This window comes from Amycolatopsis albidoflavus (assembly GCF_039525725.1).
Taxonomy (GTDB): Bacteria; Actinomycetota; Actinomycetes; order Mycobacteriales; family Pseudonocardiaceae; genus Amycolatopsis; species Amycolatopsis albidoflava.
In genome coordinates, this window is record NZ_BAAAHV010000022.1 from 839,712 (window position 1) to 865,715 (window position 26,004).

24 protein-coding genes are annotated in these 26,004 nt (G+C 68.8%); 14 read left to right on the plus strand and 10 right to left on the minus strand.

The window, feature by feature from the left end; genetic code table 11:
• Positions 1 to 55 precede the first annotated feature (55 nt).
• Positions 56 to 2,326 (plus strand): hypothetical protein, encoded by a 2,271-nt coding sequence (locus ABD156_RS36985; RefSeq protein WP_344285120.1) that lies wholly within the window; start codon positions 56 to 58, stop codon positions 2,324 to 2,326.
• The gene (locus tag ABD156_RS36990; RefSeq protein ID WP_344285123.1) at positions 2,323 to 3,201 is read left to right on the plus strand and encodes a sortase; all 879 of its coding nucleotides are present in this window, start codon (positions 2,323 to 2,325) and stop codon (positions 3,199 to 3,201) included. Before ABD156_RS36985 ends, ABD156_RS36990 begins: the two co-directional genes overlap by 4 nt.
• Positions 3,202 to 3,259: 58 nt before the next feature.
• Here the strand turns inward: ABD156_RS36990 and ABD156_RS36995 are convergent, their stop codons facing one another.
• The 3 genes from ABD156_RS36995 to ABD156_RS37005 all read right to left on the minus strand — a co-directional run bounded on the left by ABD156_RS36995 (position 3,260) and on the right by ABD156_RS37005 (position 6,052).
• Positions 3,260 to 4,342, minus strand: a complete 1,083-nt coding sequence (locus ABD156_RS36995) for a substrate-binding domain-containing protein (protein WP_344285126.1) — start codon at positions 4,340 to 4,342, stop codon at positions 3,260 to 3,262.
• Between the two features lie 89 nt (positions 4,343 to 4,431).
• Entirely contained in the window at positions 4,432 to 5,517 is a 1,086-nt protein-coding gene (locus tag ABD156_RS37000; protein ID WP_344285129.1) for a substrate-binding domain-containing protein, read from the minus strand.
• A gap of 136 nt (positions 5,518 to 5,653) precedes the next feature.
• Positions 5,654 to 6,052 carry a YegP family protein gene (locus tag ABD156_RS37005; RefSeq protein ID WP_344285132.1) on the minus strand — a complete coding sequence of 133 codons (399 nt, stop codon included), beginning with the start codon at positions 6,050 to 6,052 and terminating at the stop codon, positions 5,654 to 5,656.
• Between the two features lie 463 nt (positions 6,053 to 6,515).
• Here ABD156_RS37005 and ABD156_RS37010 point away from each other — a divergent pair, with 463 nt between their 5' ends.
• Positions 6,516 to 7,427 carry a LysR family transcriptional regulator gene (locus ABD156_RS37010; protein ID WP_344285135.1) on the plus strand — a complete coding sequence of 304 codons (912 nt, stop codon included), beginning with the start codon at positions 6,516 to 6,518 and terminating at the stop codon, positions 7,425 to 7,427.
• Here ABD156_RS37010 and ABD156_RS37015 read toward each other — a convergent pair.
• Positions 7,400 to 7,930, minus strand: coding sequence for a flavin reductase family protein (locus ABD156_RS37015; RefSeq protein ID WP_344285138.1), 531 nt, complete (start codon positions 7,928 to 7,930; stop codon positions 7,400 to 7,402). The two genes, ABD156_RS37010 and ABD156_RS37015, sit on opposite strands and share 28 nt — an antisense overlap.
• A 129-nt stretch (positions 7,931 to 8,059) precedes the next feature.
• On the opposite strand from ABD156_RS37015, the gene ABD156_RS37020 reads away from it, so the two are divergent.
• From ABD156_RS37020 to ABD156_RS37045, 6 genes are all read left to right on the plus strand, one after another.
• A complete protein-coding gene (locus ABD156_RS37020) occupies positions 8,060 to 8,920 on the plus strand; it encodes an alpha/beta fold hydrolase (protein WP_344285141.1) in 861 nt (286 codons plus the stop codon).
• The gene (locus ABD156_RS37025) at positions 8,917 to 10,563 is read left to right on the plus strand and encodes an FAD-binding protein (protein WP_344285144.1); all 1,647 of its coding nucleotides are present in this window, start codon (positions 8,917 to 8,919) and stop codon (positions 10,561 to 10,563) included. Before ABD156_RS37020 ends, ABD156_RS37025 begins: the two co-directional genes overlap by 4 nt.
• Complete coding sequence (locus tag ABD156_RS37030) at positions 10,560 to 11,561, plus strand: 2Fe-2S iron-sulfur cluster-binding protein (protein ID WP_344285147.1); 1,002 nt, start codon at positions 10,560 to 10,562, stop codon at positions 11,559 to 11,561. Before ABD156_RS37025 ends, ABD156_RS37030 begins: the two co-directional genes overlap by 4 nt.
• A gap of 62 nt (positions 11,562 to 11,623) precedes the next feature.
• Positions 11,624 to 12,346, plus strand: coding sequence for an SDR family NAD(P)-dependent oxidoreductase (locus tag ABD156_RS37035; RefSeq protein ID WP_344285150.1), 723 nt, complete (start codon positions 11,624 to 11,626; stop codon positions 12,344 to 12,346).
• A 136-nt stretch (positions 12,347 to 12,482) separates the two neighbouring features.
• Positions 12,483 to 13,967, plus strand: coding sequence for an MFS transporter (locus tag ABD156_RS37040; protein WP_344285153.1), 1,485 nt, complete (start codon positions 12,483 to 12,485; stop codon positions 13,965 to 13,967).
• A gap of 127 nt (positions 13,968 to 14,094) precedes the next feature.
• Complete coding sequence (locus ABD156_RS37045; RefSeq protein ID WP_344285370.1) at positions 14,095 to 14,811, plus strand: alpha/beta fold hydrolase; 717 nt, start codon at positions 14,095 to 14,097, stop codon at positions 14,809 to 14,811.
• 53 nt (positions 14,812 to 14,864) lie between these two features.
• Here ABD156_RS37045 and ABD156_RS37050 read toward each other — a convergent pair whose 3' ends face one another.
• The 4 genes from ABD156_RS37050 to ABD156_RS37065 form a co-directional block, all read right to left on the minus strand.
• Positions 14,865 to 15,650: an SDR family NAD(P)-dependent oxidoreductase gene (locus ABD156_RS37050; protein ID WP_344285156.1), complete on the minus strand. Its 786-nt coding sequence runs from the start codon at positions 15,648 to 15,650 to the stop codon at positions 14,865 to 14,867.
• A gap of 2 nt (positions 15,651 to 15,652) precedes the next feature.
• Complete coding sequence (locus ABD156_RS37055) at positions 15,653 to 15,904, minus strand: ferredoxin (protein WP_344285159.1); 252 nt, start codon at positions 15,902 to 15,904, stop codon at positions 15,653 to 15,655.
• Positions 15,904 to 17,052 (minus strand): 3-ketosteroid-9-alpha-monooxygenase, oxygenase component, encoded by a 1,149-nt coding sequence (locus ABD156_RS37060; RefSeq protein ID WP_344285162.1) that lies wholly within the window; start codon positions 17,050 to 17,052, stop codon positions 15,904 to 15,906. The genes ABD156_RS37055 and ABD156_RS37060 overlap by 1 nt, the downstream gene beginning before the upstream one ends.
• Before the next feature lie 105 nt (positions 17,053 to 17,157).
• The gene (locus ABD156_RS37065; RefSeq protein WP_344285165.1) at positions 17,158 to 17,982 is read right to left on the minus strand and encodes an IclR family transcriptional regulator; all 825 of its coding nucleotides are present in this window, start codon (positions 17,980 to 17,982) and stop codon (positions 17,158 to 17,160) included.
• A gap of 159 nt (positions 17,983 to 18,141) precedes the next feature.
• On the opposite strand from ABD156_RS37065, the gene ABD156_RS37070 reads away from it, so the two are divergent.
• The 5 genes from ABD156_RS37070 (at position 18,142) to ABD156_RS37090 (ending at position 23,415) form a co-directional block, all read left to right on the plus strand.
• Positions 18,142 to 18,990: an LLM class F420-dependent oxidoreductase gene (locus ABD156_RS37070; protein WP_344285168.1), complete on the plus strand. Its 849-nt coding sequence runs from the start codon at positions 18,142 to 18,144 to the stop codon at positions 18,988 to 18,990.
• Position 18,991: 1 nt separating this feature from the next.
• Positions 18,992 to 19,477 carry a nuclear transport factor 2 family protein gene (locus tag ABD156_RS37075; protein WP_344285171.1) on the plus strand — a complete coding sequence of 162 codons (486 nt, stop codon included), beginning with the start codon at positions 18,992 to 18,994 and terminating at the stop codon, positions 19,475 to 19,477.
• A gap of 90 nt (positions 19,478 to 19,567) precedes the next feature.
• Positions 19,568 to 21,178 (plus strand): steroid-24-oyl-CoA synthetase, encoded by a 1,611-nt coding sequence (gene casG / locus ABD156_RS37080; RefSeq protein ID WP_344285173.1) that lies wholly within the window; start codon positions 19,568 to 19,570, stop codon positions 21,176 to 21,178.
• Positions 21,179 to 21,278: 100 nt separating this feature from the next.
• Entirely contained in the window at positions 21,279 to 22,463 is a 1,185-nt protein-coding gene (locus ABD156_RS37085; RefSeq protein ID WP_344285176.1) for an acyl-CoA dehydrogenase family protein, read from the plus strand.
• A gap of 28 nt (positions 22,464 to 22,491) precedes the next feature.
• Positions 22,492 to 23,415 carry a VOC family protein gene (locus tag ABD156_RS37090; protein WP_344285179.1) on the plus strand — a complete coding sequence of 308 codons (924 nt, stop codon included), beginning with the start codon at positions 22,492 to 22,494 and terminating at the stop codon, positions 23,413 to 23,415.
• 265 nt (positions 23,416 to 23,680) lie between these two features.
• On the opposite strand, the gene ABD156_RS37095 is transcribed toward ABD156_RS37090, so the two are convergent.
• Both ABD156_RS37095 and ABD156_RS37100 read right to left on the minus strand, forming a co-directional pair.
• A complete protein-coding gene (locus tag ABD156_RS37095; protein ID WP_377927943.1) occupies positions 23,681 to 24,352 on the minus strand; it encodes a class I SAM-dependent DNA methyltransferase in 672 nt (223 codons plus the stop codon).
• A gap of 94 nt (positions 24,353 to 24,446) precedes the next feature.
• The gene (locus ABD156_RS37100) at positions 24,447 to 25,952 is read right to left on the minus strand and encodes an FAD-binding protein (RefSeq protein WP_344285185.1); all 1,506 of its coding nucleotides are present in this window, start codon (positions 25,950 to 25,952) and stop codon (positions 24,447 to 24,449) included.
• Between the last annotated feature and the right edge of the window lie 52 nt (positions 25,953 to 26,004).

Below are 26,004 nucleotides of genomic sequence, written 5' to 3' on the forward strand. Positions count from 1 at the left end.
CCGCGTTCCGTTCCCGTTTGTTGACGCCGCGCGCGACGCTGGAGAAGTTGAACCCATGAACCGCTTCAGACGCGTGGCGCACGTGCTCGCCGCCGGAGTGCTCGCGGTGCTGGGCGTCGCCGTCGTGCCGGCCGCGTCCGCGCAGACGCAGCCGAGTCCGTTGAACTACAAAGTGCAGGTCACCGGCGCTGACCCGATGAACGCGCAGAACGGGGACTCGTTGCACATCACGGTCTCCGGGCTGCCCGCCAAGTCCAAGGCGACCTTCTTCGTGTGCCCGGTGCCGTTGCGGGACGCGTTGCTGAATACCGCGACCGAGGCACCGAACCACTCAATGACGAACCGGGTCGCCGCCTACTGCGGACGGTTCAACGACGAGCTGTCGAGCTCGACCTTCATCGGCCCGAATCCGGACCAGGGCCGGAGTGCGACGACGCAGAAGATTGTGTTCGACACTTACGCGCCCCGAGGGGCGGCCGTGCCCCACGTCGTGTTCGATGATCCCGATTTTACCAATCTCCCGAAGAACGGCGACAATCCGTGGGCGAACAACCCGGACAAGAAGCAGTACTCGTTCTCCTGCGACGAAACCCATCCGTGCACCCTGACGCTGAAGATCACTGTCCCGGCGGCGACTCCCGGCCCCGCCACCATCGTCTACGACAGCTCGATCGTCTTCAGCGCCTCCGCGCGGGGGATTCGCATCCAGGGCTGCGGCGGGGTCGGGGCGAGCACCCTGACCGGCAGCATGCCGGAGCGCTTCGGCCGCACCGCCGTCGCCTGGAACCAGATGCTGTGCGCGCCGACGAAAGCCACGCAACCGGCCAACATCGTGAACGAGACTGAGGACGTCGGGCTGACGTCGTTCGACAAGGGCGATTCCGACATGGTCGTTACCGGTTCCGGCGGGGCGCTTGCCGCGCAACAGGTCCGGGCTCGAAGCTACGTTCCCGTGGGGCTCAACGCCACCGTGCTCGCGGCGGTGGGCTGGACGCCCACCGACCGCGACGACCGCGGCAAGCCGCTGAAGACGCGGTTGTCCGAGAACCTCGCGTTCAGCTGGGACGACCTGGCCAACCTGCTCACGAAGGGCGGAGAACTGCCGGGGACCAACGGCCGCGGCGGCATCTTCACGGACTCGTCCGCCTTGGTCAAGCGCAACCCCGCGCTGGCAGCGGTCAGCGGGCCGGACAACGCCGCTCTCGCGCCCAACTCGCGGGAAGGGCAGGACGGCACCGATTACTACGGGGTCACCGGCGAAGTCGGGCCGAGCACGGTGCCGCTGGTGCTCAGCAGCAGGCTGAGCGGATTGCCTGCCTGGACGTATGCGCATTTCGTCAACCACGACCACAAAGTGCTGCCGGGGAGCGGCGGGCCGGTCGGCGTCGTCACCGACCTCAACGCGCTCAACCTCGGTGACGCGAGTGTCGCGCACAATGTCGACGCGAAGACCGGACAGGTCAACGTGCGCAAGCAGGTCAACAACGTCACGGTCGGGACCGGGACCGCGTGCGGCAATGGATGCCTGAACTGGGTTGTCACCGACTTGGCCACGGCGACCGAGAACGGCTGGACCCCGGTGGCCGTGCCCAATGGCAAGGGCGGTTATGTCGCGCCGACTCCGAAGTCGCTGCAGGCAGCGGCGGCACGCACGCAGCAGGCGAAGGACGGTTCCGTGCAGATCGTCGGCAGCGATGATCCGGAAGCGTACCCGCTGACATATGTCGAGTCTCTTGCCGCACCGCTGAATCCGCTGGTGAACGCGTCGTGTGCGCCAGACGCCGCGAAACAGGCGCAGCTCGCCACCTTCCTGAAGGCCGCGACCAACGGCGGCCAGGGCTCGATGGGGCCGGGCATTGTTCCGCTGCCGCCGGATCTGCTGTCCGCGGCACAGGCCGCCGCGGCGAAGGTCGGCACTGGCACTGCGGCTGCCTCCTGCCAGGAGCACAAGGAGGCGCAGCACCCCGGTGCGCAGAATGCGAGCAGCGGGCCCGGTGCCGCCGCGGGAGCGCCGCCGGCGGGCGGGAGCCTCGGCGGCCCGACTCCGCACTCCGGCTCGCCTGGTCCCGGAGCGGCCGAAGCGGCTGCGCTGGCGATGAAGGCTCCGACCCAGGCGAGTGTCCAGGAAGCGCGCAGCTTGGCGGCGGCGGTGAAGATTCCGCTGTTCCCAGGAGCGGGAGTGCTGGGCGCACTGATTCCGTTGCTCGCGCTGGTCGCGTTGGTGCTGTTGCCGTCGGCCACCGGCTATCTCTCCGCGGGAAAGCCGTTGCCGCCGTGGGTGAACCGGCTCGCCGGCCGGATCGGTGCATTGCGACACCGGGCATGACCGCGACGCTGCGCGCACCGGTGCGCTTGAACCCTCGGTGGACGGCGCTCGCCGTGGCCGGCTGGCTGGTCACCACGGTCGTGTGCTTCGGCATCGTCGCCTATGCACTCGGGCCGATGCTGGCCAACAACGATCAGCGAACTGCGCTTTCCGTTCTGCAGGACAGGATGGCGCAGGCACAGGGCGCGGCGCGCACTTTGCTCGGCGCGGCACCGGTGACGAAACCGCCGGAATTCGGTTCTCCGGTGGCCGTGCTGGAGATTCCGAAACTGCAGGTGCGGCAGGTGATCCTCGAAGGCGTGGAGCCGGGGGAGACGATGTCCGGTCCGGGACACGTGCCAGGTACGTCGGGGCCCGGCCAGCCAGGCAACTCGGCGGTGGTCGGCCGGTACTCCGGCTACGGCGCCCCGTTCGCCGACCTCCGCGAACTCTCCCGGGGGGATCGGCTGGTAGTCGCGACGACTCAGGGCAAATCGGTGTACACCGTGACTGACACGGCGACCCGCGACTTGGACGAGGACCGCGATTACGGCCGCACTGAGAACGACCGGCTGACGCTGGTCACCTCGGACTCGTGGTGGCCAGGTTCCGCATCGAGCGCGACGGTGGTGACGGCAGTCCTCGACGGCAAGCCGTTTCGCCCGACGCCGCAGAACGGCCGGGCGGACGCACAGGACGGTCGCACTGGCGACCCGAGCGGCTGGGCCCGGCTGGTGCTCGCGTTCGGCGGCTTCGCGGTGGTGGCGGCAGGGGCGACAGTGCTGTACCGGCGCTGGCGTTCGGTGTCCACCTACGTGCTGACGACACCGGCGTTGCTGGCGTTGGCGGTTCTCGCGGCGTCAGCGGTGTGGAGGTTGTTGCCCGCTTGGGCTTGAGCTGGCTGGACCCAGGCCGGGCGCGGAGAAACTCCGTGCCCGGCCGCGGTTCGCCGGGTCAGGAGCGAACGCAGGTGACTCCAGCGGAGTTGGCCGGCAGCGGCTTGAAGCCGTACTGGGCCAAGACGCTGGCGTAGCTGCCGTTGCAGAGCGGGCTCGGGCCGTTGGGGTCGAATCCGACGACGTTGAGTGCGGCGTCGTGAGACGGCGAGCGAGTGTCGATCACGTGGTAGACGAAGCTGCTGCCGAGGAATCCGTCGGAGTAGGCCGGGGCGTAGTTCGGTGCGCTGCCCGAGACGGGGGCAGTGTCCGAACCAGCACTGGTCAGGGTGCCTTCGAAGAATCCGGCGCGCTTGTCGCTGACGACGCCGTTGCCTTGCGAGACCCACTGGGCGACGGAGTAGAGCGCGATCGCGCCCGGCCGGTCCGCGGCGGGAATTGTGGTCGCGTCGTTTTCCTGGAACCGCTTGATGGTGACGGGCTTGGTGGTCGGGTCGAAGCCGAGCACCGTGTTCATGAAGAAGGACAACGTGCCGGAGCCGATCTGAGGCAGGTAGACGGCGATGGGGGCGTCGGTGCCGCCGACCTGGTTCCAGTTGGTGATGGCGCCGCTGTAGATGCCGCGCAGCTGGTCGAGGGTCAGGGTGACGCCGGTGCCCGCACCCGCCGAGGACGCTGCCCAGGAGACAGCGTCTCTGGCGAAACCGTAGAACTCGAACGTCGACGGATCGGAAAGCGCTCGCGGCGAGTCGGAACGGACGACTTCGATCGAGCCGCTTCCTGCCGTGGCGGAGCCGGCCAGCGCGGAGCTGCCCGCGATCGCGCCGTTAGGCGGCGGGTTTGTCGAGCTGTAGGCCGTGCCCGGATCGAACACGTCGCCGGGCACGGGGAAGACCTGGCCCGGCACGAGGACCGGCGGAACGTTGACGTAGGTGTCCGGGTCGGTATTCGCCGGAGAGCTGTTGGCCGCGGCGAAGATCGCGCCGGTGACTTCGTAAGTGGTGCTAGCTCCGACGGCGGTGACGACCTCCGGGAGAGTGTTCGGTCCGGGCACCGCGCCGGCGACGCCGGGGAAGACGAGGCCGGTGGCCGCGGCGGCCGCGGCTATGGCGGAGAACTGGGCTGTACGCGTGCGTTTCACGGGCTTTCCTCGCAGTTCTGGTCGGGAAACGGGACCGGCCCGGCCGGGGAAAGAACTCCCCGGCCGGGCCGGTCTGGCGTTCAGTTCGTTCAGCCGACAGTGCAGGTGACACCGCTGTCGTCGGCGGCCAGCGGCTTGAAGCCGTACTGGCTCAGCGTGCTGGCGAGGCTGCCGTTGCAGAGCGGGCTCGGGCCGGCGTCGTCGAAGCCGACCGCGTTGAGCGCCGCGCCGTAGGACGGCGAACGGGTGTCCAGCACGTAGTACACGAAGCGGGCGCCGAGGAAGCCGTCCGCGAAGGCCGGGGCGAAGTTCGGGGCGGAACCCGAAACCGGCGCACTGTCCGAACCGGCGCCGGTCAGGGTGCCTTCGAAGAAGCCGGCGCGCTTGTCGCTGACGACGCCGTTGCCCTGCGCGACCCACTGGGCCACGGAGTAGGGCGCGATCGCCGTCGACTGCTTGCCGGCCTCAATGGTGTTGCCCTCGTTCTCCTGGAACCGGTTGATGGTGACGGGCTTGGTGGTCGGGTCGAAGCCGAGCACGGTGTTGGTGAAGAAGGAGAGCGTGCCGGAGCCGACCTGGGGGAGGTAGACGGCGATGGGGGCGTTGGTGCCGCCGACCTGGTTCCAGTTGGTGATGGTGCCGCTGTAGATGCCGCGCAGCTGGTCGAGGGTCAGGGTGACGCCCGCGCCCGCGCCGGTCGACGACGCCGCCCAGGACACGCCGTCCTTGGCGAACGCGTAGTACTGGAACTCCGCCGGGTCGGAAGAAGAGCGCGGGGACGAGGAGCGGGCGACGTCGACCGCGCCGTTGCCAGCCGAGGCGGCGGCAGCCAGAGCGGCCTTGCCCGCGGTGGAGCCGTTGGGCGGCGGGTTGGACGCGTTGTAGGTCGTGCCCGCCGGGCTGAACTTGTCGCCGGGGACGGTGAACGACGTGCCCGGCGCGAGAACCGGCGGCACGTTCACGTAGTTGTCGGGGTCGGTGTTCGCCGTCGAGCTGTTCGCGGCGGCGAACACCGCGGACGTGACGTCCGCGATGGTGTCGGAACCGACGGCCGCGACGACCTCCTTGGTTCCGTTGGGACCGGGGATTGCGCTGGCGGTACCCGGGAGAAGAAGGGCCGCACCCGCGGCGAGCGCGGCGGAGACGCCCACGAACCGGGCAGTACGAGCACGCATCAGTTTGTACTCTTTCTGTCTGGTCTCGACCACGGGATTCCGTGGTCGAGACCAAACCTCGCGGGGTTCGGCAAACAGTGCCCGGTTGGTCGCGTTCCCACCCGACGGCGCGGGAGTTAATGCCCGACGAACGCGTTCAGCCCGGCAGCCGGTACTTCGTGCGCCAGTCGGTGATCCGGCCCTCCGCCGCGAATTCCGCCGCTTCGCCGATCGCGGCGACGAACCGTTCGTATCCGTGCTGTGCTTCGATCCGGCGGCCGTAGGCGTGGCTCGCCGACGCGATCGTGCCGTTGCCCGCGCGCAGCAGCCATCGCCAGTCGATTCCGTGGTCGTGGGTCAGTTCCATGCGCGTGCGCGGGATGTTCGCGCACAGCCATTGGATGGCCGCGACGCATTCTTCCCCGTTGCGGTAGTCGACGGTGCCCAGCCCCAGCGACGCGTTGTTCGTGCCGAGGAGCCGCCATCTCGTCGCATTTCCCGGGCCGCCGATCAGCTGGAACCGGGGAGTCCGACGTGGACTTCGAGCGCTTTTCATGTGTCGCAACCTCAGTCCGGCTCGGACGGCCGTCCGGTGACAAGCCGTCGCAGTCAGAATGGACATCGCGGGCGCGCCGCCGGAAAGTTACCGTCAGCGGTTAAGCGGCGACGGCCACCCGGTGAACAGCGGGTGTGTGCGGGCATTCCACAGTAGACCGTCGGCCGACGGTCACGCTCGAGATTCTTTTCGCCACTCCTGGCAATGACATCGCCCCTTCCCGCGCCGGCGTTTCGCGCCCGGAGCGGTTCGCGGCGAGTTCGACTGTTCGCCGCAACCGCGATTCGGGCGTTCGGCGGCACCTGCGGCTGGGTAATTGGGGCACGCTCGGTGTCCTTCGGGGCGCGAAAATCCCGGCCCGCTCGGGTCGAGCCGGGATTGTGCGCCGTGGCCAAGGGGAGGGAACCGCGGTGGCGTCTACTGTGGACGTCCGGGGCGGCGCGTTTCGGATATGGTTGGCGGAATGGCTGATCTGACGCTCACCGGCCTCCGGGTCGTGGTGGAGGTGGCCCGCACCGGGTCGTTCAGTGCTGCCGCGCACCGGCTCGGCTACACGCAATCGGCGGTGTCACGGCAGATCGCGGCGAGCGAACGCGCCACTGGAACCGCATTGTTCGAACGGCACGCCCGCGGAATTCGTCCTACGACAGCGGGAGAAGTGCTGATCCGGCACGCCGGTCGGGTTTTGGACAGTGTGAGCGCGGCCGGAAAAGAACTGGCCGGGCTGCGCGACCGGCTCGCCGGGCGGATCTCGGTGGGCGGATTTCCCGCCGCGTCGGCGGTTTTGCTGCCGCGCGCGGTTTCCCGGCTGCTGCGCGCGCATCCGGGCGTGGAGGTGCAGCTCGCCGAGTCCTCGACCCCGGCGCAGCTGCAGTCGCTGCGGCGCGGACGGCTCGAGGTCGCGGTGCTCGTGACCGGCGACGGCGTGCCGGAATACGACTTCGACAGCTTGCGCCGCACCGAATTGCGCAGCGGAATCGGGTACGGGGTGGCGGTCGCGGAAGCGCATCCGTTCGCCGGGCGCAGCTGGGTCGAACCGGACGAATTGGCCGAGCAGCAGTGGATCGTCGGCGCGGGCAGTTCGCCGGAATTCGGGACCTGGCCGGGAATCGCCGGGCCGATGATCGCGTTCGCGGTGCGCGCGTGGCCGACGCGGTTAGGCCTGGTCGCGGCGGGGCTGGGAATTTCGCTGGTACCCGGATTCGCGGCGGATTCGCTGCCCGCCGACGTCCGGTGGATCCCGGTGCGCGACGAGTGCGGCGGGCTGCGGCGCTGTCTGTGGGCGGTGACGGGGGAGCAGCCGGGGCCGGCGGCGGTGGCGATGGTGCGTGCGCTGGAAGAAGAGGTTCAGCGGTCGCTCCAGCCCCAGAGATAGCCTGGCACCTCGTCCGGACGGCCTTCGACGCCGAAATCGCCGCGGTAGAAAATCATCGGCCGCTCGTCAGTGCCCGGGTCCAGCGCGAGCACTCGGCCGAGGACGACGTCGTGGTCGCCCGCGCGGTGCACGGTCTCGATGTCGGCGTGCACGCGCAGCAGAACATCAGGCAATTCCGGTGTTCCCCACCGGGAAAGCTCCCAATTCAGCCCTTCGAAGCGACGGCCTCGACGGGATCCGAAGCGACTGCAGAGGTCGGCTTGCGGTTCGGACAGCACGTTCGCGCAAAACCGCCCGGCGGTTCGGATTCGCGGCCACGCCCGGCCGTCGCGGTCGGCGCAGAACAGCACCAGCGGCGGTTCCAGCGATACCGACGTGAAGGACTGGCAGGTGAATCCCACCGCCTCGCCGCCGTCGACGCCGGTCACCACGGTGACTCCGCTGGCGAACCGGCTCAGCGCGCGGCGCATTTCCAGCGGGGTCGGTGCTTCGGTAGCTTGCATGGGTTCGACGGTAAGAGCTGCCGGTGCGCCCGGAGACGAGCTCTCTCGGTGACCGGGACTGGAGACCCGCGCGCGTGCGGCGGCTGGCTAGCTTCGGCGGCATCCGCACCCACGAGCAAGAGGTCAGCCATGCCGGAACTGAGCCACGACGCGACGCTGCGCGAACTCCGCACCGACCGGGGCGTGCTGCGCTACCACGAAGCAGGCGACGGCCCGCCGGTCGTGCTGCTGCACGGATCCGGGCCCGGCGTCACCGGATGGCAGAACTTCCGGGCGAATCTGCCGTCGTTCGCCGCGCATTTCCGGTGCCTGATCCTGGAATTCCCCGGATTCGGCGTGAGCGACCCGGTCGCGGAACCGCCGATGCCCGCCGCCGAACGCGCGGTGCTCGACCTGCTCGACGGGCTCGGCATCGCCGCCGCCGACCTCGTCGGCAACTCGATGGGCGGATTCGTCGCCACCCGCACCGCGATCGCGCATCCGGAGCGGGTCCGTCGGCTGGTGACCGTCGGCGGGATGGGCACGAACATCTTCAGCCCGGCTCCGGGCGAGGGGATCAACCTGCTGACCGAATTCGTCGAGGACCCGACGCGGGAACGGCTCGTGCAGTGGCTGAATTCGATGGTTTTCGATCGCGGCCTGATCACCGAAGAACTGATCAAGGAGCGGTGGCGGCTCGCGACTGCCGCGGATTCCTTGGCCAGTGCCAAGAAAATGTACGGCAAAGGCGTGCTGCGGGCGCAGGCGGCCGCGGCCTTCGACGTCACCCCGCTGTGGGCTGAATTGCGCAAGATCCGCGCCCGCACCCTGATCACCTGGGGCCGGGACGACCGGGTCAGCCCGCTCGACATGGCGTTGATCCCGATGCGCACCATTCCGCACGCGGAACTCCACATTCTTCCGAATTGCGGACATTGGACGATGATCGAGCAGAAAGACGCGTGGGAAAGCGCCGTTCTCGCGTTCCTGCTCCGGAAGGACGGCGAATGACGGCCTGGGACGCGGAGTACGACTTCGTCGTAGTGGGATCGGGCGGGGGCGGGATGACCGCCGCGCTGACCGCCGCGGCGGCCGGGCTGGACGTGCTGGTCGTCGAGAAGGGCGCGATGTACGGCGGCTCCACCGGGATTTCCGGCGGCGGCATCTGGATCCCGAACAATCCGGCGCTGCGGGCGGCCGGGCACGACGACAGCCGGGCGTCGATCCGCCGTTACCTCGACCTGCTCACCGAAGGCCGGGTGGATTCGAAACGGCTCGACGCGTATGTCGACCATGGCCCGGCGGCGATGGAACTGCTGGAGCGCAGCAAATGGCTGCGGTTCTTCTGGGTGAAGGGCTACGCCGACTACCACCCGGAGCTCGACGGCGGCCGCCCGCTGGGCCGGTCTGTCGAGGCGAAGCCGTTCGACACCCGGCACCTCGGCGAGGACGAGCGGCACCAGCGGCCGAACACGATGAAGGGGCCGCTCGGCTTGTGGGTCACCGCGAAGGATTACCACGATCTGGCGATGGTCAAGCGCACCTGGCGCGGCCGGTGGGCGTCGGTGATCGCGGCTTGGCGGGTGTCGTCCAACGTGGTGCGGCGCCGGCACATGGCCACCGGCGGCCGTGCGCTGGTCGCGCGGTTGCGGATGGCGTTGAAGGACGCCGGGGTCCCGCTGTGGCTGCGGTCGCCGATGACCGAGCTGGTGGTCGAGGACGGCCGGGTGACCGGGATCGTCGCCGAGCACGACGGCGGGCAAAAGCGGATCCGCGCCCGCCATGGCGTGCTGCTGGCGACCGGCGGCTTCGAGCACCGTGCTGACCTTCGGAAACGCTATCTTCCGGAAGCTGCCTGGGATGACTACAGCGGTGGCGCGCGGGAGAACGTCGGCGACGGCATCGAGGCCGGGCTGGGCGTCGGCGCGGCTACGGACCTGATGGACGACGCGTGGTGGATGCCGTCGGTGCGACACCCGTCCGGCGCGGTCGTGCCGCTCGTGTCCGAACGGTCGATCCCGCGTTCGGTCATCGTGTCGGCCGAGGGCACGCGGTTCACCAACGAGTCCGCGCCGTATGTCACCTTCGTGCACGCGCAACTCGAGGGCGGACACGTGCCCGCTTGGTTCGTGATGGACGCCAAGGCTCGCGCGCGGTATCCGTTCGCGCAGATCCTGCCGGGTGCGCCGATTCCGGAGCCGTATTACGCGGCGGGAATCGCGCACCGGGCCGAGACGTTGGCTGGTCTTGCCGAGAAGATCGGTGTTCCGGCTGACACCTTGGCGGAAACCGTGCAGCGGTTCAACGGTTTTGCCCGTGCCGGAGTGGACGGCGATTTCGGTCGCGGCGAGTCCGCCTACGATCGGTACTACGGCGACCCGACACTGCCGAATCCGTGTCTCGACGTGATCGAGAAGGGGCCGTACTACGCGTTCCGGATCGAGGTCGGCGATCTCGGCACCAAGGGCGGCCTGGTGTGCGACGAGAACAGTCGCGTCCTGCGCGACGACGGCTCGGCGATCGACGGGCTGTACGCCACCGGCAACACGACCGCCGCGGTGATGGGCAACGAATACGCTGGTCCGGGCGCGACGATCGGGCCGTCGATCGTCTTCGGCTATCTCGCGGCGCAGCACGCCGCGCGCTCGGCATGAGCGCGATGCGCGTGCGGGTGACCGAGGTGGTCCGCGAGACCGCCGACGCGCATTCGCTGGTACTGGAACCGATCGACGGCAGTTTCGACTATCTGCCTGGACAATTCCTCACTGTCCGTATTCCGTCCACTGAGGACAGTGTCGCGCGCTGCTATTCGCTGTGCAGTTCCCCGCACTGCGAGGAGCCGCCGAGAATCACGGTGAAGCGCACAGCAGGCGGATACGGATCGAATTGGTTGGTGGACAACGCGGTCGAGGGGACTGTGCTGGACGTGCTGCGGCCGTCCGGCACGTTCACCCCGCGGTCGCTCGACGCCGACGTGCTGCTGCTCGCCGCGGGCAGCGGGATCACACCGGTGATGTCGATCCTGAAGTCCTGTCTGCGGGCCGGTTCCGGCCGGGTGACGCTGGTCTACGCGAACCGCGACGAGCAGTCGGTGATTTTCCGGGACGAGCTGTTGCGGCTGACCAAGGAATACCCGGACCGGCTGACCGTGCTGCACTGGCTGGAATCGGTACAGGGGTTGCCGACCGAAGCCGGGCTTCGGGCATTGACCGCGCCGCATCGGGAGCGAGCTGCGTTCCTCTGTGGACCCGGCCCGTTCATGGATCTGGCTTCGACGGTCCTTAATGGACTGGGTGTGGAAAGCGTTACCGTGGAACGGTTCACCTCGCTCACTGGCGACCCGTTCGCCTCGGTGGCGGTGGACGAGTCCGGTCCGGCGAGCACGGTGGAAGTCGAACTCGACGGCGAGATACGGACGTTGCGCTGGCCACGAGAGAACGCGTTGCTCGACGTCCTCCTGGCAGCAGGGTTGGACGCGCCGTTCTCGTGCCGGGAAGGTGCCTGCAGCGCCTGCGCCTGTGTGCTGGTGAGCGGCGAAGTGGACCTGGCACGCAACGAAGTCCTCGACCCGCAGGACCTCGCGGACGGGTTGATTCTGGCTTGTCAGGCCAGGCCGCGGACGGACGAGGTCAAGGTGACGTACGAGGCTTGATCGAGTCCGGTGAGCGGGATCGCCGCCGCGCCGGGCGCGGCGCCGGTGGCAGCCTGCGACAGGTGCACCGATTCGAGAACGCGAAAGTCCTGCTCACCGGTGGTGGCTCGGGGATCGGCCGAGCCGCCGCACTCCGGCTCGCGGCCGAAGGCGCCACGGTCTTCTCCGTCGACGTCGACCATTCCGGGCTGCCGGAAACCGAACGGATCCGCCTGCATCAGGCCGATGTTTCCGATGAGACCGAGATTTCGGCTGCGGTTCGTGCCGCGGCGGCCGAACTCGACGGTCTCGACGTGGTCGTCAATGTCGCCGGAATACACCGCACCACCCCGATCGCGGAGCTGACGGTCGCGGACCTCCGACGGCTCTACGACGTGAACCTGATCGGCACCGCGCTGTGCTGCCGGGAAGCGTTGCCGCATCTGCCCGACGGCCGCGGCGTGATTGTGAACGTGTCCTCCAGCTCTGCCACGCACGGAAATCCTTACATGACTGCGTATTCCGCCAGTAAAGCCGCCGTGCTCGGGTTCTCGCTGAGCCTGGCGGCGGAGGTGATCGGCCGCGGCGTCCGGGTGGTCGTCGTGTCGCCCGGCACCGTCGCGACACCGCTGGTCGGCGAGGACGTCCTGGTCGGTCTCGACATCTCGTACTACCGCCGGATCCGCTCGCCGATGGGCGTGGCGGAACCGGACCAGATCGCCGCGACGATCGCTTTCGCCGCGTCCGCCGACGCCGGATACCTGACCGGCGCGGAGATCCGCGTGGACGGCGGTTCGCACATCTGAGAAGACTCCCGGTGAGCGGGATCGCGCCGGGACCGCCGGGAGGCCGTGATTACGCTCGCGTCGATTCCGGCCTCATCAGCGCGGGACCTCGTATTCCGGCGGGGATTCCCCTGATCACTTCTGGAAAGGGACCGGCATGGCACTCGACCTGAATCCGGCGAACGGACCTGTTTCCCGCGGGCGGATCATCGCGGTCTGCGCGCTGATCATTCTGCTCTCCGAAATAGCCACGTTCGAAATCCTCATGGTGTATCCGGCGCTGCCCGGGATGGCCGCGCATTTCCGGACCCTCGACGTGGCGCAGGCGGCCTCGGTGGTCACGCTCGCCGGCGCGGTCGTGCTCCCGCTCGCGGGCAAGGCGGCCGACCGCTACGGCAAGAAGCGGATCATCCTGGTGATGGGCGCGATCTTCCTGCTCGGCAGCGTCGTGTGCGCGACCACCGACGTGTTCGCGCTGCTCCTGATCGGCCGCCTGCTGCAGGGCAGCCTGGTCGGCATCGTGAACATTTCCTACGCACTCGTCCGCGACGTCATCCCGCGGTCCTACGTGCCGGTCGCGCTCGGCTCGGTGGTCACCGGAATCGGCATGGGCGCGGTCGCCGGCCCGTTTCTCGCCGGATGGCTGATCGACAATTTCGGCTTCCGCAGCGTGTTCTGGTTCATGGTCATTTACGTCGGCGTCCTGCTTCCGCTGCACGCGTGGCTGGTGCCGGAAAGCAAGGTGCGGGTCAAATCGTCGTTCGACATTCTCGGCGCCATTCTGCTCGGGGCGAGCCTGGGCGTTCTGCTCGTCGCGGTCGGCAAGGGCGGCAAGTGGGGCTGGGGTTCGACGACCACGGTCGGCGCGTTCGGCATCGGCGTGCTGCTGCTGGCCGCGTTCGTGCTGCGCGAACTGAAGGCCAAGGAACCGCTGATCGACCTGCGGGTGCTGGTCGGCCGCAAATTCCTGCCGACGGTGGTCGCGGTCGGGCTGGTGTCGTACATGATGAACGCGCACGGCATCCTCAGCCCGACCATGTTCGAAACGCCGCACATTCCCGGAAACACCTACGGCGTCGGGCTTTCGGCGTTGCAGCTGGCACTGTGGACGTTCCCGCTCGGCGTGGTGGGCATGGTCGTCGGCCCGCTCGGCGGCTACCTGTCGAAGCGGATCGGCGCGCGCCAGGTGCTGCTCGCGTCCAGCCTGTGCTTCCTGGTGGTGATGTTCCTCGGCTCGCGGATGTTCACCGTGCAGTGGCAGGTCGCGATCACCAGCTTCGTCGCCGGGTTCGCGGTCGGCTTCCTGCATTCCTCCAACGCGAACCTCCTGCAGGACGCGCTGCCCGAGCGGCTCGGCGGCGCGGGCAACTGCATCGCCGGCGTGATCGCGATGCTGGCGTCGTCGGCCGCGGTGACGGTGACCGGCGCGATCATGGCCGAGCACGTCCGGATGACGCTGCCCCAATCGCACGCGGTGATCTACGGTGACGCCGCGTTCACCCAGTCCTACCTGTGGGCGGGCGTCGTCGGCGTCGTCGGGGTGGCGATCATCCTGCTGATGAAGCACGGCCGCAAACCCGCGCAGGGCGGGATGGTCGAGGAGAACGACACGAGCGCTCGGGTGACGGTCGCGCAGGCCTGAAAGCGGTCATACTGCGTCGCGTGGATCACGCGGTGCGGACTGGCGACGGTCTCCGGCTTTGGGCGGAGCGGACGGGCGACGGCGAACCAGTCGTCTTCTGCCACGGTGGCCCGGGCTGTGGGACATGATGGCGGACGTCGCGGTTTCCCTGGCGGGAGCCGCGACGGTCTGTCGTTGGGACCAGCGCGGATGCGGCCGGTCGCAGCGTCGGGGACCGTACTCAGTCGAGAAGACAGTGGCCGATCTCGACGCGGTCCGAGCCCATTTCGGCTGGGACCGCGTCGCGCTGCTCGGCCATTCTTGGGGCGCGCAGCTGGCGTTGCGCTACACGCTGGCGCATCCGGAGCGCGTGACGAAGCTGGTCTACGTCTCCGGCACCGGAATCGACGCCGACTCGACTTGGCACGCGGCCTACCAGCACAACCTCCGCGACGCACTCGGCGAGCACTTGGCGCGCTGGGAGTCGCTGCGGGACCGGGACCGTACCGCGGAGGAAGACCGGGAGTACTGCGTCCTGCAGTGGTCAGCGGACTTCGCCGACCGGGAGCGCGCGCTGGAGCACGCCGAAGCCATGGCTGACCCGTGGTTCGGCGTGAATTTCGAGTGCAACGCTGCTCTGAATCGCGAGCGTTCGCCAGACCTGAGTGGACAGTGCGAAACGCTGAAGGTGCCGACGCTGATCGTGGACGGAACAGCGGACATCCGCCCGCGGCGGAGTGTGGATTCGCTGGAACGGGCGTTGCCGGTGGTGTCGCGCGTGCAACTGGTGGCTGGTCATCTGCCGTGGGTAGAAGATCCGACCGGCTTCCACACCGCGGTGAGCGGGTTCTTGGCAGGTACGTGAAGGGCTCCTTGAGGGAATCAGATTCCCTCAAGGAGCCCTTCACGGAACGCTGGCTATCGCGCCGGGAGCAGCTTTCGCGTCGCCTCGTGGGCGGCCAGTGCCAGCTCGGCGCGCGGGAACTCGCTTCGTTTTTCCGCCGCGGCGAGGTTTCCGCCAGCCACCCACACCGGCCCGTCCGCGAGATGCGCCAGCCCTTCGCGCGCGACGTCGTCCGGCTCGGCCACATTCAGTCCCGGCAGGTCGAACGCCAGGCCGGCCCGTTCCATCGCCGGAGTCCGGGTGACGCCGAGCACCAGCTCCAGCACGTCCACGCCGCGCTCGCGCATCTCCAGCCACAGCCCCTCGGCGAACACCCGGCTGAACGCCTTAACCGCGGAATACACGCTGATCTCCGCCTGCCCGAGATACCCGGCCAGCGAGCCCACCAGCATGATCCCGCCGCGCCCGCGCGATGCCATCAACGCGCCGAAGTGATGGGTCAACGCGAGCTGCGCGGTGATGTTCAGGTCAATCACTCCGCGCACGCGGGACAGATCCCCAGTCACGAACTCGTGTCCGTAGCTGTTTGCGCCCGCGTTGAAGATCAGCAGCCCAACCTCGAGCCCGTCCGTCACTTCCCGGATCGCCGAGAGCGCTTCCGGATCGAGCAGATCCACTTGCACGGTAAGCACTTCCACGCCGCGCGCCCGCACCGCCGCCGCGGTTTCCGCCAACGGTTCAGGCTTGCGCGCGATCAGCACCAGATTGATCCCGGCCTCGGCGAGTTGATGCGCGAACGACGCGCCAACGCCTTCCGAACCACCTGCGATCACCGCCCACGGCCCGTACTTCTCGGCCATGCTCATTCTCCAGCCACCGGAATTCCCCCGTCCGCGACCGCCCGGTCAATCGAATCCCGCAGCGCACCACACCCGCGGAACAAGTCCTCCGCACAAGCCGACCGTTCGGCGCACCGCGCGGAAGCGTTGGCATCCCACTGAATGCTCGTCTGATGCCAACTGCTCTTGCGCACCTTCAGCCAAGCCTCGCACGTTCCGCATTGGACCGGGCGCATCGGCTCGTCCAGCAGCCGGTTGTCGGCGCGGATCGCCATCAGACGTGCTCGCTGGTCCGGCGGCTGAGGTTCTCCTCGACCTCCGCGCGCCAGGCGGCATTCGGCTTCGCGGTGTCCAATTCGAACTCGAACCGCTCGGTCATCTCCGGCGTGACGTCCGCGACGTCCACATAGAACTGTTCGTACCAGCGCCGCAGCTGATAAACCGGACCGTCCTCCTCGCACAGCAGCGGATTCTCGATCCGGGTCTTGTTCTTCCAGATCTGCACGTCCTGTTCGAAGCCGATCCGGATGAAGTCGCCCATCTTGCGCGCGGTCGCCTCGGCCTCAGGCCCGGAAAGCTTGTCCGTGCGCTTGACGATGATCCCGTACTGCAGCTTGAACGAGTTGGCGCTGACCGGGTAGTGGCAGTTGATGAGCACGGCGTCGATGTCCATGCCCTCGTAGTGATAAGTCAGCTCGTCGATCATGAAAGACGGCCCGTAGTAAGCGGCGACGGAGGTGTTGCCCAGTGCCTTCGGCTGACCGTCCTTGGCGGGCGGACGCACGTCCTCCCGCGAAGACCCGCGCTGCAGTTGCGTGGCGACGTGTCCCTCGAAGATGTTCTTGAAGTACGTGGGAAAAGCGAAGTGCACGTAGAAGAAGTGCGCCATGTCCACAACATTGTCGACGACCTCGCGGCAGTTTGTGTCGACGTGCGTTTCGTACCAGGTCCAGTCGGTCCAGTCGTCGCGCGTGGCGCCCTCGATGCGCGGGATGACAACGTCAGGCGGCGGCGGATTGCCCTCCGGGTCGTTCCAGACGAACAACATCTTGTCCTGCACCAGCGTCGTCCACGCCGCGGTGCGCGCCCGCAACGGAACCCGGCGGCTGTAAGGAATCTGCTTGCACCGGCCGTCGCCGCCCCAGCGCCAATCGTGGAACGGGCAGGCGACCTCGTTGCCCTTGACCGTGCCCTGCGACAGATCGCCGCCCATGTGGCGGCAGTACGCGTCGAGCACGTTGAGCTTGCCGTCCTCGCCGGCGAACACCACGAGCTTCTGGCCGAACGCGGTGATCGGATGCGGCTTGCCGTCGGCGAAGCTCTCGGCCAGACCGAGACAGTGCCACCCGCGGGCGAACCGCGTGGGCGCCGCGCCGGCCTCGATCACGCGGACCTCGTCCGGTGCCGGCTCCACTGTGGTCATCGTCGGATCTCCTTCCAGTGCCCCGATTCTGCGAGGCTGAACGTAGAATGGCGGGCGGTGCGCAAGCTAGTGCTGTCTCGGTGACTGAGAGTCCTTTGTGGACGATCAGTTCCAAGCAGGCTCGGCCGTGCGCAGCCGGACCATCGGGTACAGCTCCTGAGTGACCTGCCGCGCGGCGACCACGACCAACGGCGCGACGCGCTCCAGTGCGGTCTGCGCGTCGCCGACCAGAGAGATCGCGGCTTCCGGCCCTTCCGGGCCGCGGATGGCGGCGGCGACACAGGAGATATCGGAGAAGCACTCGCCGCGTTCGAAAGCGAGACCGTTGCGGTCGCGGATCCGGCCGAGTTCGCGATGCAGCGTCACCATGTCGCAGATCGTCCGGCTGGTCTGGCGGCCGAGCGTCGGCAGGACGCGGTCCTCGACCTGTTCGGCGGGCAGCCACGCGAGCATCGCCTTGCCGAGCGCGGTGCACTGCGCGGGCGCGCGGCCGCCGACGCGCGACGGGACGACCGCGGCGAACCGGCCGCCGACCTTGTCGAGATACCGGACGTCCGCGCCGTCGAGGATCGCCAGGTGCGCGACCATCCCGGTGCGCAACTGCAGTTCGTGCAGCACGGCCGCGGTCGCCTCGCGCAGTTCGAGGTGGTTGCCGCCGGTGCCGCCGAGGTTCAGCGCCCGCGCGCCGAGCGCGTACCCGAACGACGAATGCGACAGCCACTGCAGCCGCACGAGCTGGTCGAGGATGCGGTGCGCGGTCGAACGGGGGAGGTGGGTCGTGCGCGCGACCTGCTCGAGGGTGAGCCGCGTGCTCGGCGCGTCGAAGGCATCGAGGATCAGCGTCATCCGCTCGACCATCGACGGCGGCAAGGCGCGGTTCTGTGCGACATCCGTGCCGAGGGAGTCCGTTTCGATCGCGACAACCGTCATGCTGTGCTCCTCGCGGACGAATTGAAATCATTTCTAGTTTTGAAGGTAACACGGCGGCCTCCCGGAGCGTCAACACGCGGCGGGTCACGACTGCGGCACGGCTCCCGATCAGCGGGAGAATCCGCTCGCGCCGGCCCGGCGGCCGGTAGGCATGGCGGCATGGACATCGGCCTCGTGAGCCCCGTGGTGACCCGGCTGCCGGGGGACCCGAACGCCTGGGAGGACACCGCGGGCATCGAAGACCTGGCGCGGATCGCGGAGACCGCGGACCGACTCGGCTTCGACCACCTGACCTGCAGCGAGCACGTCGCGGTGCCGGTCGCGGTCGCGGAACAGCGCGGCTCGACGTACTGGGATCCGCTCGCGACCTTCGGTTTCCTCGCCGCTCGCACCAGCCGGATCCGGTTGGTCACGCAGGTGCTCGTGCTGGGGTATCACCACCCGCTGGAGATCGCGAAGCGCTACGGAACCCTCGACACGGTCAGCGGCGGACGGCTCGTGCTCGGCCTGGGCGTCGGGTCGCTGCGGGAGGAGTTCGACCTGCTGGGCGCGCCGTTCGAGCACCGCGGCGAGCGGGCCGACGACGCGCTGCGGGCGCTGCGGGCGGCGTTGTCGCGGCGGTTGCCGGAGTATCACGGACCGCACTACGACTTCGCCGGGATGATCGTCGAACCGCATGCCGTGCAGGCGAAAGTCCCGCTGTGGATCGGCGGCCGAACCAAGCGCTCGCTCCGGCGGGCGGTGGAACTGGCCGACGGCTGGGTCCCGTTCGGGCTGTCGCTGGAGGAGCTGCGCCGGATGCTCGACACCGTTGAGCTGCCAGACGGCTTCCAGGTCGTGCTGTCGCCCGGAAGGCCGCTGGACCCGGGTACGGCCGCCTGCCGGGATCGGCTGGCCCGGGTGCTCGAAGCCGGGGCGACGACAGTCAGCGCGCGGATCGCCGCCAAATCGGCCGACCATTACCGCGAGCAGCTCGAAGCGCTCGCCGAGCTAGGAAGCGAGGTCTGAAGTGGACCGGATCGCCCAGTTGGAGGCGCGGCTCGCGCGGCTGGAGGACGAACGCGAGATCAGCAGGCTGATCGCCGCGTACGGCCCGCTGGCGGACGCCGGCGCGGCCGAGGACGTCGCCGCGCTGTGGACCGAGGACGGCGTGTACGACGTCGATGAGATCTACCTCGAAGGCCGCGAGCAACTGGCCCGGATGGTCCGGTCGAGCGCCCATCAAGGCTGGATTTCCGGCGGTTGCGCGCATTTCGTCGGCCCGCCGCACGTGACCGTCGACGGCGACACGGCGATCGCGGTCTGTCACTCGCTGATGGTGGTGCATCAGGACGACCGCTTTGTCGTCCGGCGCGCGACGGCGAACCATTGGGCGCTCGCCCGCACCGAGGAAGGATGGAAGGTCACCCGGCGCACCAACCGGGTTCTCGACGGCCGGGCCGAGTCGCCCGGACTGCTGCGACAGGGCGCGTACGGCGAGCCAGCGTTCCTCTGAGCCGGTCCCGGTCACTGGAATCGGCCCGGCGCTTACGGTGGTGAGCAGGCACAATCACGCCGCACCGGTGCGCGAGGAGGGAGACCTTTGATGAGCCTCTCCGCTGATCCTCGGCAGGCGCTGACCGCGCCCGGTGGGCCTTGTGAGCTGCGCACGGAGACTGTGCTCGGCGTGCCGATGACGGTGTTCACGCATCGCGCACGGTCGCTGGGGGAGGTGCTGGCCGGCTCGGCGCGGCACGGCGAACACGAGTATCTGGTGACAGCCGACCGCCGGATCACCTTCGCCGACCATGTCCGGCAGGTGGCGTCGGTGGCTTGCGCGCTCCGCGAGGAGTACGGGATCGGCAAGGGCGACCGGGTCGCGATCGCGGCGGCGAACAGTCCGGAGTGGGTGGTCGCGTTCTGGGCGACGGTGTCACTGGGCGCGATCGCGGTCGGCTACAACGCGTGGTGGTCGCGGCCGGAACTGGAATACGCGCTCGGCCACACGCGACCGTCTCTGGTGGTCGCCGACGCGAAGCGGGCCGCGTTGCTGGACGGCGTTCCGGTGCTGACCGTCGAGGAGGACATTCCTCGGCTAGCGCGCCGCTCGGATGCACTGCTGCCTTCCTGCGCGGTCGATGAGGACGATCCGGCGGTCATTCTCTACACCAGCGGCACCACCGGACGGCCGAAAGGCGCGGTGCACACGCACCGGAACCTGACGTCGGTGATCGAGTTTCACCGCTTGAACAGCGAAGTCGCCCGCGTGCTCGGCGACCCGACGAATCCGTCCGCGCGGCGTTATCTGCTCGGCGTGCCGTTGTTCCACATCGCCGGACTGCACAACCTGATCGTGCCTCGGCTGGCCGACGGCAGCGCGGTGGTGTTGCACCAGGGCGGTTTCGACGCGGAGCGAGTGTTGCGGCTGGTCGAGGCTGAGCGCGTGACGAACTGGGGCGTCGTGCCGACCATGGCGCACCGTCTGCTGGAACACGGCAATCTTGACCGATACGACCTTTCCTCGCTGACCGCTTTTACTCTCGGTGCTGCGCCTTCCTCTCCGGCTTTCCAGCAACGGCTGCGCGCGGAGCTTCCGGTGGCGGAACACGGATTGGTGGACAGCTACGGCCTGACGGAATCATCCACAGCGATTTCCGTTGCCACATCGGCTGATCTCGCCGCCTCGCCGGGTACTGTCGGACATCCGATCGCGACGGTGGAGCTCGAGATCCGGGACGCTTTCGGCGAGTTGGTGCCCGACGGCAGCGCGGGGGAGATCTGTGTGCGCAGCCCGTTCACGATGCTCGGTTATTGGGAAGATCCCGAAGCCACAGCCGCCGCTATCGACGGCGAGCGATGGCTGCACACGGGGGACATCGGGGTTCTTTCCGGCGGCCAGCTGCGGCTCACCGCGCGCCGGTCGGATTTGATCTTGCACGGCGGGGAGAACGTTTATCCGGCCGAGGTCGAGAACGTGCTGGCCGAACACCCGGCGGTGCGGGAATGCATCGTGTTGGGCGTGCCGCACGTTGACCTTGGCCAGGAAGTGGCCGCGGTGGTGGTTGTGTCGGCGTCGGTCGGCGAGGAGGAGTTGCGGGCGTTCGCGGCGGAGCGGCTGGCGTATTTCAAGGTCCCGTCGCGGTGGCGGATCGGGACGGAACCGTTGCCGCGCAACGTGACCGGCAAGGTGGTGCGAAGCCGGGTGCCGCGCCCCTGATCCCGTTGACCGGGAGCGGGTCCGCGCGCTCGGGCGCTCCGCTGGGAGGCTCGGGGAAGCCGGGGCCGCATCGCAATCGGACCGGAGAAAGGGAAGCGCCATGACCCATCCCGCTCTTGCCGCGATCGAACACCGCGCGGACGAGATCGCCGCGCTCGGACCGGAAAACGAGCGGCTCGGCCGGCTCGCCGACGAAGCGGCCAAAGTACTCCGGGAAACCGGCGCGATCAAAATGCTCCAGCCCGCCGATTACGGCGGCGCGGAAGCCCATCCGCGCGAATTCGCGGAAACGGTGATGCGGCTGGCGTCGCTCGACGGGTCGACCGGCTGGGTCGCCGGGATCGTCGGCGTGCACCCGTGGGAAATGGCGCTCTGCGACCGTCGCGTGCAAGAGGAGATCTGGGGCGCTGACGACGACACCTGGATCGCTTCGCCCTATGCGCCGATGGGTGTGCTGAAGCCGGTCGACGGCGGTTATGTCTTCAATGGACGGTGGCAGTTCTCGTCCGGAACCGACCACTGCGACTGGATTTTCCTCGGCGGCTTCCTCGGCGACGCGGACGGCAATGTCGTGCAGCCGCCCCGGAATTACCACGTGATCCTGCCTCGTGCGGACTACGAAATCGTGGAGGACACCTGGGACGTCGTCGGCCTGCGCGGCACCGGCAGCAAGGACATCGTCGTCAAGGACGCGTTCATTCCGGAATACCGAGCGGTCCCGTTCAGCCGGATGACCGACGGCAGCGCGCTGCGCGAATCCGGCCGCGCCAACCCGACGTACGGCGTCCCGTTCACGACGATTTTCCCTCTCGGCATCACCTCTGCGGTGATCGGCATCGCCGAGGGTGCGCTGGCCGCGCATCTGACCTATCAACGCACGCGCGTGCAAATCACTGGCACTCGGGTGAAGGATGATCCGTATGTGCTGTTCGCGATCAGCGCCGCTGCCGAGGAGATCAAAGCGTCGCGGATTGCCATGCTGGACAACGTTTCCCGGTTCTACGACAAGGCGGCGGCCGGGGAGCCGGTAACGCTCGCCGACCGAGCCGCGTCGCGCCGCACCCAGGTCGCTGCGGCGTGGCGGGCGGTGCGCGCGATGGACGAGGTGGTCGCCCGCAGCGGCGGCAACGGGCTGCGGATGGACAACCCGATCCAGCGCTTCTGGCGCGACGGCCACATGGGCCTCGCGCACGCGATCCACGTGCCCGGCTCGGTGTTCCACGCGTCCGCGCTGACCGACCTCGACGTCGAGCCGCCGCCCGGCCCGATGCTCTCGATGATCTGAACTCTCTTATCCCGCAAGGAGTTTCGCTATGACCGACATCCGAGGGCTCGGATACCTCCGGGTCCAGAGCCGGGACCTGCCGCGCTGGCGGGAGCTGACCGTGGAGGCGCTCGGCTTCGCCGAAACGTCCGGCCCGGTTCCCGACGGCCTGTACCTGCGGATGGACGAACGCGAGGCGCGGCTGATCGTGCTGCCCGGCGACGACGACCGGGTGCTCGCGGTCGGCTGGGAGGTGCGCGACCAATTCGCGCTGGCCGCGGTCGGGCGTGCGGTTGAAGCGTCCGGAACCGCGGTGAAAGTGTTGTCTGAGCAGCAATGCCGGGAACGCCGCGTCGATTCGGCGATCACCTTCGACGACCCGTCCGGCACCCCGGTCGAGGTCTTCTTCGGCCCGGTCCTTGACCACGACCCGGTGCGGACGAAGTGGACGCAGCAGTTCGTGACCGGCGCGCAGGGCATGGGCCACGTCGTGCTGCCGACGACGAACTTCGCCGAGGTCGAGACGTTCTACACCGAGGTGCTGGGCTTCCTCCCGCGCGGCGCGGTCTCGATGAGCGGCGCGGCCCCGGACCAGAAACCGCGCCGGGTGCGGTTCATGGGCGTCAACGAGCGCCACCACAGCCTGGCGATCTGCCCGGCCCCGCACGGCGAACCGCCGGGCCTGGTGCACCTGATGGTCGAGGTCGATTCCCTGGACGCCGTCGGCCGCGCCCTGGACGAGGTCGGCAAGCGCGGCTTCTCGGTGTCGTCGACGCTGGGCCGGCACACGAACGACAAGATGGTGTCGTTCTACGTCCGCGCGCCTGGCGGCTGGGACTTGGAGTACGGGACCGAGGGAATGCTGGTGGACGAGCGGTTCTACACCGCGGAGGAGATCACCCGGGACAGTTACTGGGGGCACGACTGGTCCGGGTCGGAGCAGTTGGCCGCGTTCACCCCGCCGAAGGGGTAGCTCGTGCGTGGCTATGCCGGTTCTAACCGGCATAGCCACGCACGACCCCGGGCCGCGGTACCCCTGAACCGCCCCGAGAGCTGTGCGGCTGCCCTGCTCGACCGTTCTGCGAGTACGTGAGGGGAACCCTGAGGGACTCTGATTCCCTCAGGGTTCCCCTCACGTACGACAACACCCCGGCCAGAGCCGAGCCCGTCGACCCGGGCCGACGGATCCGTAGCGGTGCCTTAGGTCCCTGGCGCGGGTTGCCGACCGGAGTGGAAGCTCACGCGGCTTTTTCCCAGATCGAGATGTGCTGCTCGCTCTCGTGCGCGAACGGCTTCCCGTCCCAGCTTTCCCACCGCGACCGCAGCCGCAGCCCCGCCAGCCGCGCCATCAGGTCCAGTTCGGCGGGCCACACATACCGGAACGGAATCGCCCGGAACTCGCCGCGGCCGTCGGCCACCCGCGCGTGGTACGAACTCATCGACTGCGTGGAGACGTCGTAGAGATCGAATCCCCAATGCGTCGCGCTCAGATCGAACGGAACGACGGTCTGCCCGGGCGGCAGCTTCCGCAGGTCCGGCACCCCGACCTCGATCACGAAGCACCCGCCTGGCTCGAGATGCGCCGCGGCGTTGCGGAAACAGGCCACCTGCGCGTCCTGCGAGGTCAGGTTGCCGATGGTGTTGTACACCAGGTATGCCACCGAGAAGGTTCCGTCGACCCGGGTCGTCGCGAAGTCGCCGATCGCCACTTCGATCGCGTCACCGCCCGGTTTGGCGCGCAATCGCGCAGCCATCGCCGACGACAGGTCGATCCCCGAGACCGGCACACCCCGCGCGGCGAGCGGCAACGCGATCCGTCCGGTGCCGATGCCGAGCTCCAGCGCGCGACCGTCTCCGGCAAGCCCGGCCAGGACGTCGACCGCTGGGTTCACCGCCTCCGGTGAGAACATTTCGGCCGACGATTCGTCGTACCTGGCAGCGACACTTTCCCCGAAGTAGTCCTCCACCCCGGCGACGGTAACCGGCACCGGGGCGGAGCGCAGGTCATTTTCCGGCCCGTGCCACCAGATCGTCGACCGCCCGGGCGGCAAAAGCCATCGCCGTGCCCAACGGAATTCCCGGACCCGGGTAGTAACCCCCGGTCATCGACGCCGCCGAATTGCCGACCGCGTAAAGACCTTCCACCGCCGAACCGTCGTCACGCAGCACCCGCGCGTCCGGATCGGTCACCAACCCGCCCTTTGTGCCCAGATCCGACAACACCAACCGCGCGGCGCGGAACGGCGGCTGGTCCACCGGCACCAACACCGGATTAGCGAAATGCCGCGCGTATTCATCCTCACCGCGGCCGAAATCAGCGTCATGCCCGGCTTCTGCGAACGAGTTGAACCGGGCCACCGTCTCCGGCAGCTCCGGCGCGTCGATCAGTTTCGCCAGTTCCGCGAGCGTCTCCGCCTCCACCCACGTACCAGCCGCCAGGTGCTCGTCCGGCGGACCGCCCGGCAACGCGATGGCGGGCAACCGACCGCCCTCGCGGCTGTCGAACACGATGTGCGACGGGACCCGCCGTGCGGGGTCCGCTGCCATCTCACGGCCCATCTGGTCATAGGGCAGCGACTCGTTCGCATACCGCCGCCCGTCGCGGTCGACGACGATCCCGCCGCGGAAGCCGAGCGTGAACGACGCGCCGCCGTCCGGCATCGCGATTCCCGGGCACCACCAGCCCTCGTCCATCAGGTCGACGGCCGCGCCGAGTGCGATCGCCGCCTCCAGGACCTGGCCGCGGTTCGTTTCCGCGGGGGCCATCGACCAGGCCGCCGATCCCGGCACCCCGGACTGTTCCCGCAGGTCCGCGTTCCGCTCGAACCCGCCCGCGCCGATGAGCACGCCGTGAGTCGCCCCGATCCGCCGCGAGCCGACGCCGACGCCGACGCCGACCACCCGGCCGTCCTCGACCACCAGCTCGTCGACCGGCGTCCCGGTGAACACAGCGCCGTTGCCGGTCGCGTCGAAGGCCAGCAGCAGCCGTCCGATCAGCGCGCGTCCGCCGTCTAACGGCGCGTCCCGGTGCCCGCGCCCGGCGCGGTCGCGGTCCACCGGCGGACGCACCAGCTCCGCGCGTTCTCCCAGCTCGGACAGCGGCAGGTCGACCGGCACGAACGAGCGTCCGCCGGGGACGCGGCCCGGACGGTCGAAGTAATCCGGGAACGCCCGCCATTCGAACTCGAGCGCCGGGTCCGTCTCCAGCGCGGCGACCAGCTCCGGCGCCTTCGCCAGAAACGCCTCCTGCCGCCCGGTCCGGTCCTCGCCGAGCAACGCGCGCAGGTACTCGCGCGCGGCGGCGGTGGAATCCGCGACGCCGAACCGCTCCTGGACCTGCGTGCCCGGCAGCCAGCAGGCCGCGCCGGAGTACGCCGACGTCCCGCCGAGCCGGCCGGCGCCCTCGACCACCGCGGTGCGCAGTCCCGCCCGGGCGGCGAGGTACGCGCCGGTCAGCGCGCCCGCGCCGGACCCGACTACTACCACGTCGAACTGGTCGTCGAAAGCCATGAGTCCTCCAAGTCGTCGCGACCCGGCGAGCCAACCGCATCGCCGGCGCGCC

Bases quoted from the DNA above. Each gene is read 5' to 3' on its own strand.
- ABD156_RS36985 (WP_344285120.1), top strand. From the start codon at position 56: ATGAACCGCTTCAGACGCGTGGCGCACGTGCTCGCCGCCGGAGTGCTC.
- ABD156_RS36990 (WP_344285123.1), top strand. From the start codon at position 2,323: ATGACCGCGACGCTGCGCGCACCGGTGCGCTTGAACCCTCGGTGGACG.
- ABD156_RS37000 (WP_344285129.1), bottom strand. From the start codon at position 5,517: ATGCGTGCTCGTACTGCCCGGTTCGTGGGCGTCTCCGCCGCGCTCGCC.
- ABD156_RS37005 (WP_344285132.1), bottom strand. From the start codon at position 6,052: ATGAAAAGCGCTCGAAGTCCACGTCGGACTCCCCGGTTCCAGCTGATC.
- ABD156_RS37010 (WP_344285135.1), top strand. From the start codon at position 6,516: ATGGCTGATCTGACGCTCACCGGCCTCCGGGTCGTGGTGGAGGTGGCC.
- ABD156_RS37015 (WP_344285138.1), bottom strand. From the start codon at position 7,930: ATGCAAGCTACCGAAGCACCGACCCCGCTGGAAATGCGCCGCGCGCTG.
- ABD156_RS37020 (WP_344285141.1), top strand. From the start codon at position 8,060: ATGCCGGAACTGAGCCACGACGCGACGCTGCGCGAACTCCGCACCGAC.
- ABD156_RS37025 (WP_344285144.1), top strand. From the start codon at position 8,917: ATGACGGCCTGGGACGCGGAGTACGACTTCGTCGTAGTGGGATCGGGC.
- ABD156_RS37030 (WP_344285147.1), top strand. From the start codon at position 10,560: ATGAGCGCGATGCGCGTGCGGGTGACCGAGGTGGTCCGCGAGACCGCC.
- ABD156_RS37040 (WP_344285153.1), top strand. From the start codon at position 12,483: ATGGCACTCGACCTGAATCCGGCGAACGGACCTGTTTCCCGCGGGCGG.
- ABD156_RS37045 (WP_344285370.1), top strand. From the start codon at position 14,095: ATGGCGGACGTCGCGGTTTCCCTGGCGGGAGCCGCGACGGTCTGTCGT.
- ABD156_RS37050 (WP_344285156.1), bottom strand. From the start codon at position 15,650: ATGGCCGAGAAGTACGGGCCGTGGGCGGTGATCGCAGGTGGTTCGGAA.
- ABD156_RS37055 (WP_344285159.1), bottom strand. From the start codon at position 15,904: ATGGCGATCCGCGCCGACAACCGGCTGCTGGACGAGCCGATGCGCCCG.
- ABD156_RS37060 (WP_344285162.1), bottom strand. From the start codon at position 17,052: ATGACCACAGTGGAGCCGGCACCGGACGAGGTCCGCGTGATCGAGGCC.
- ABD156_RS37065 (WP_344285165.1), bottom strand. From the start codon at position 17,982: ATGACGGTTGTCGCGATCGAAACGGACTCCCTCGGCACGGATGTCGCA.
- ABD156_RS37070 (WP_344285168.1), top strand. From the start codon at position 18,142: ATGGACATCGGCCTCGTGAGCCCCGTGGTGACCCGGCTGCCGGGGGAC.
- casG (WP_344285173.1), top strand. From the start codon at position 19,568: ATGAGCCTCTCCGCTGATCCTCGGCAGGCGCTGACCGCGCCCGGTGGG.
- ABD156_RS37085 (WP_344285176.1), top strand. From the start codon at position 21,279: ATGACCCATCCCGCTCTTGCCGCGATCGAACACCGCGCGGACGAGATC.
- ABD156_RS37090 (WP_344285179.1), top strand. From the start codon at position 22,492: ATGACCGACATCCGAGGGCTCGGATACCTCCGGGTCCAGAGCCGGGAC.
- ABD156_RS37095 (WP_377927943.1), bottom strand. From the start codon at position 24,352: ATGTTCTCACCGGAGGCGGTGAACCCAGCGGTCGACGTCCTGGCCGGG.
- ABD156_RS37100 (WP_344285185.1), bottom strand. From the start codon at position 25,952: ATGGCTTTCGACGACCAGTTCGACGTGGTAGTAGTCGGGTCCGGCGCG.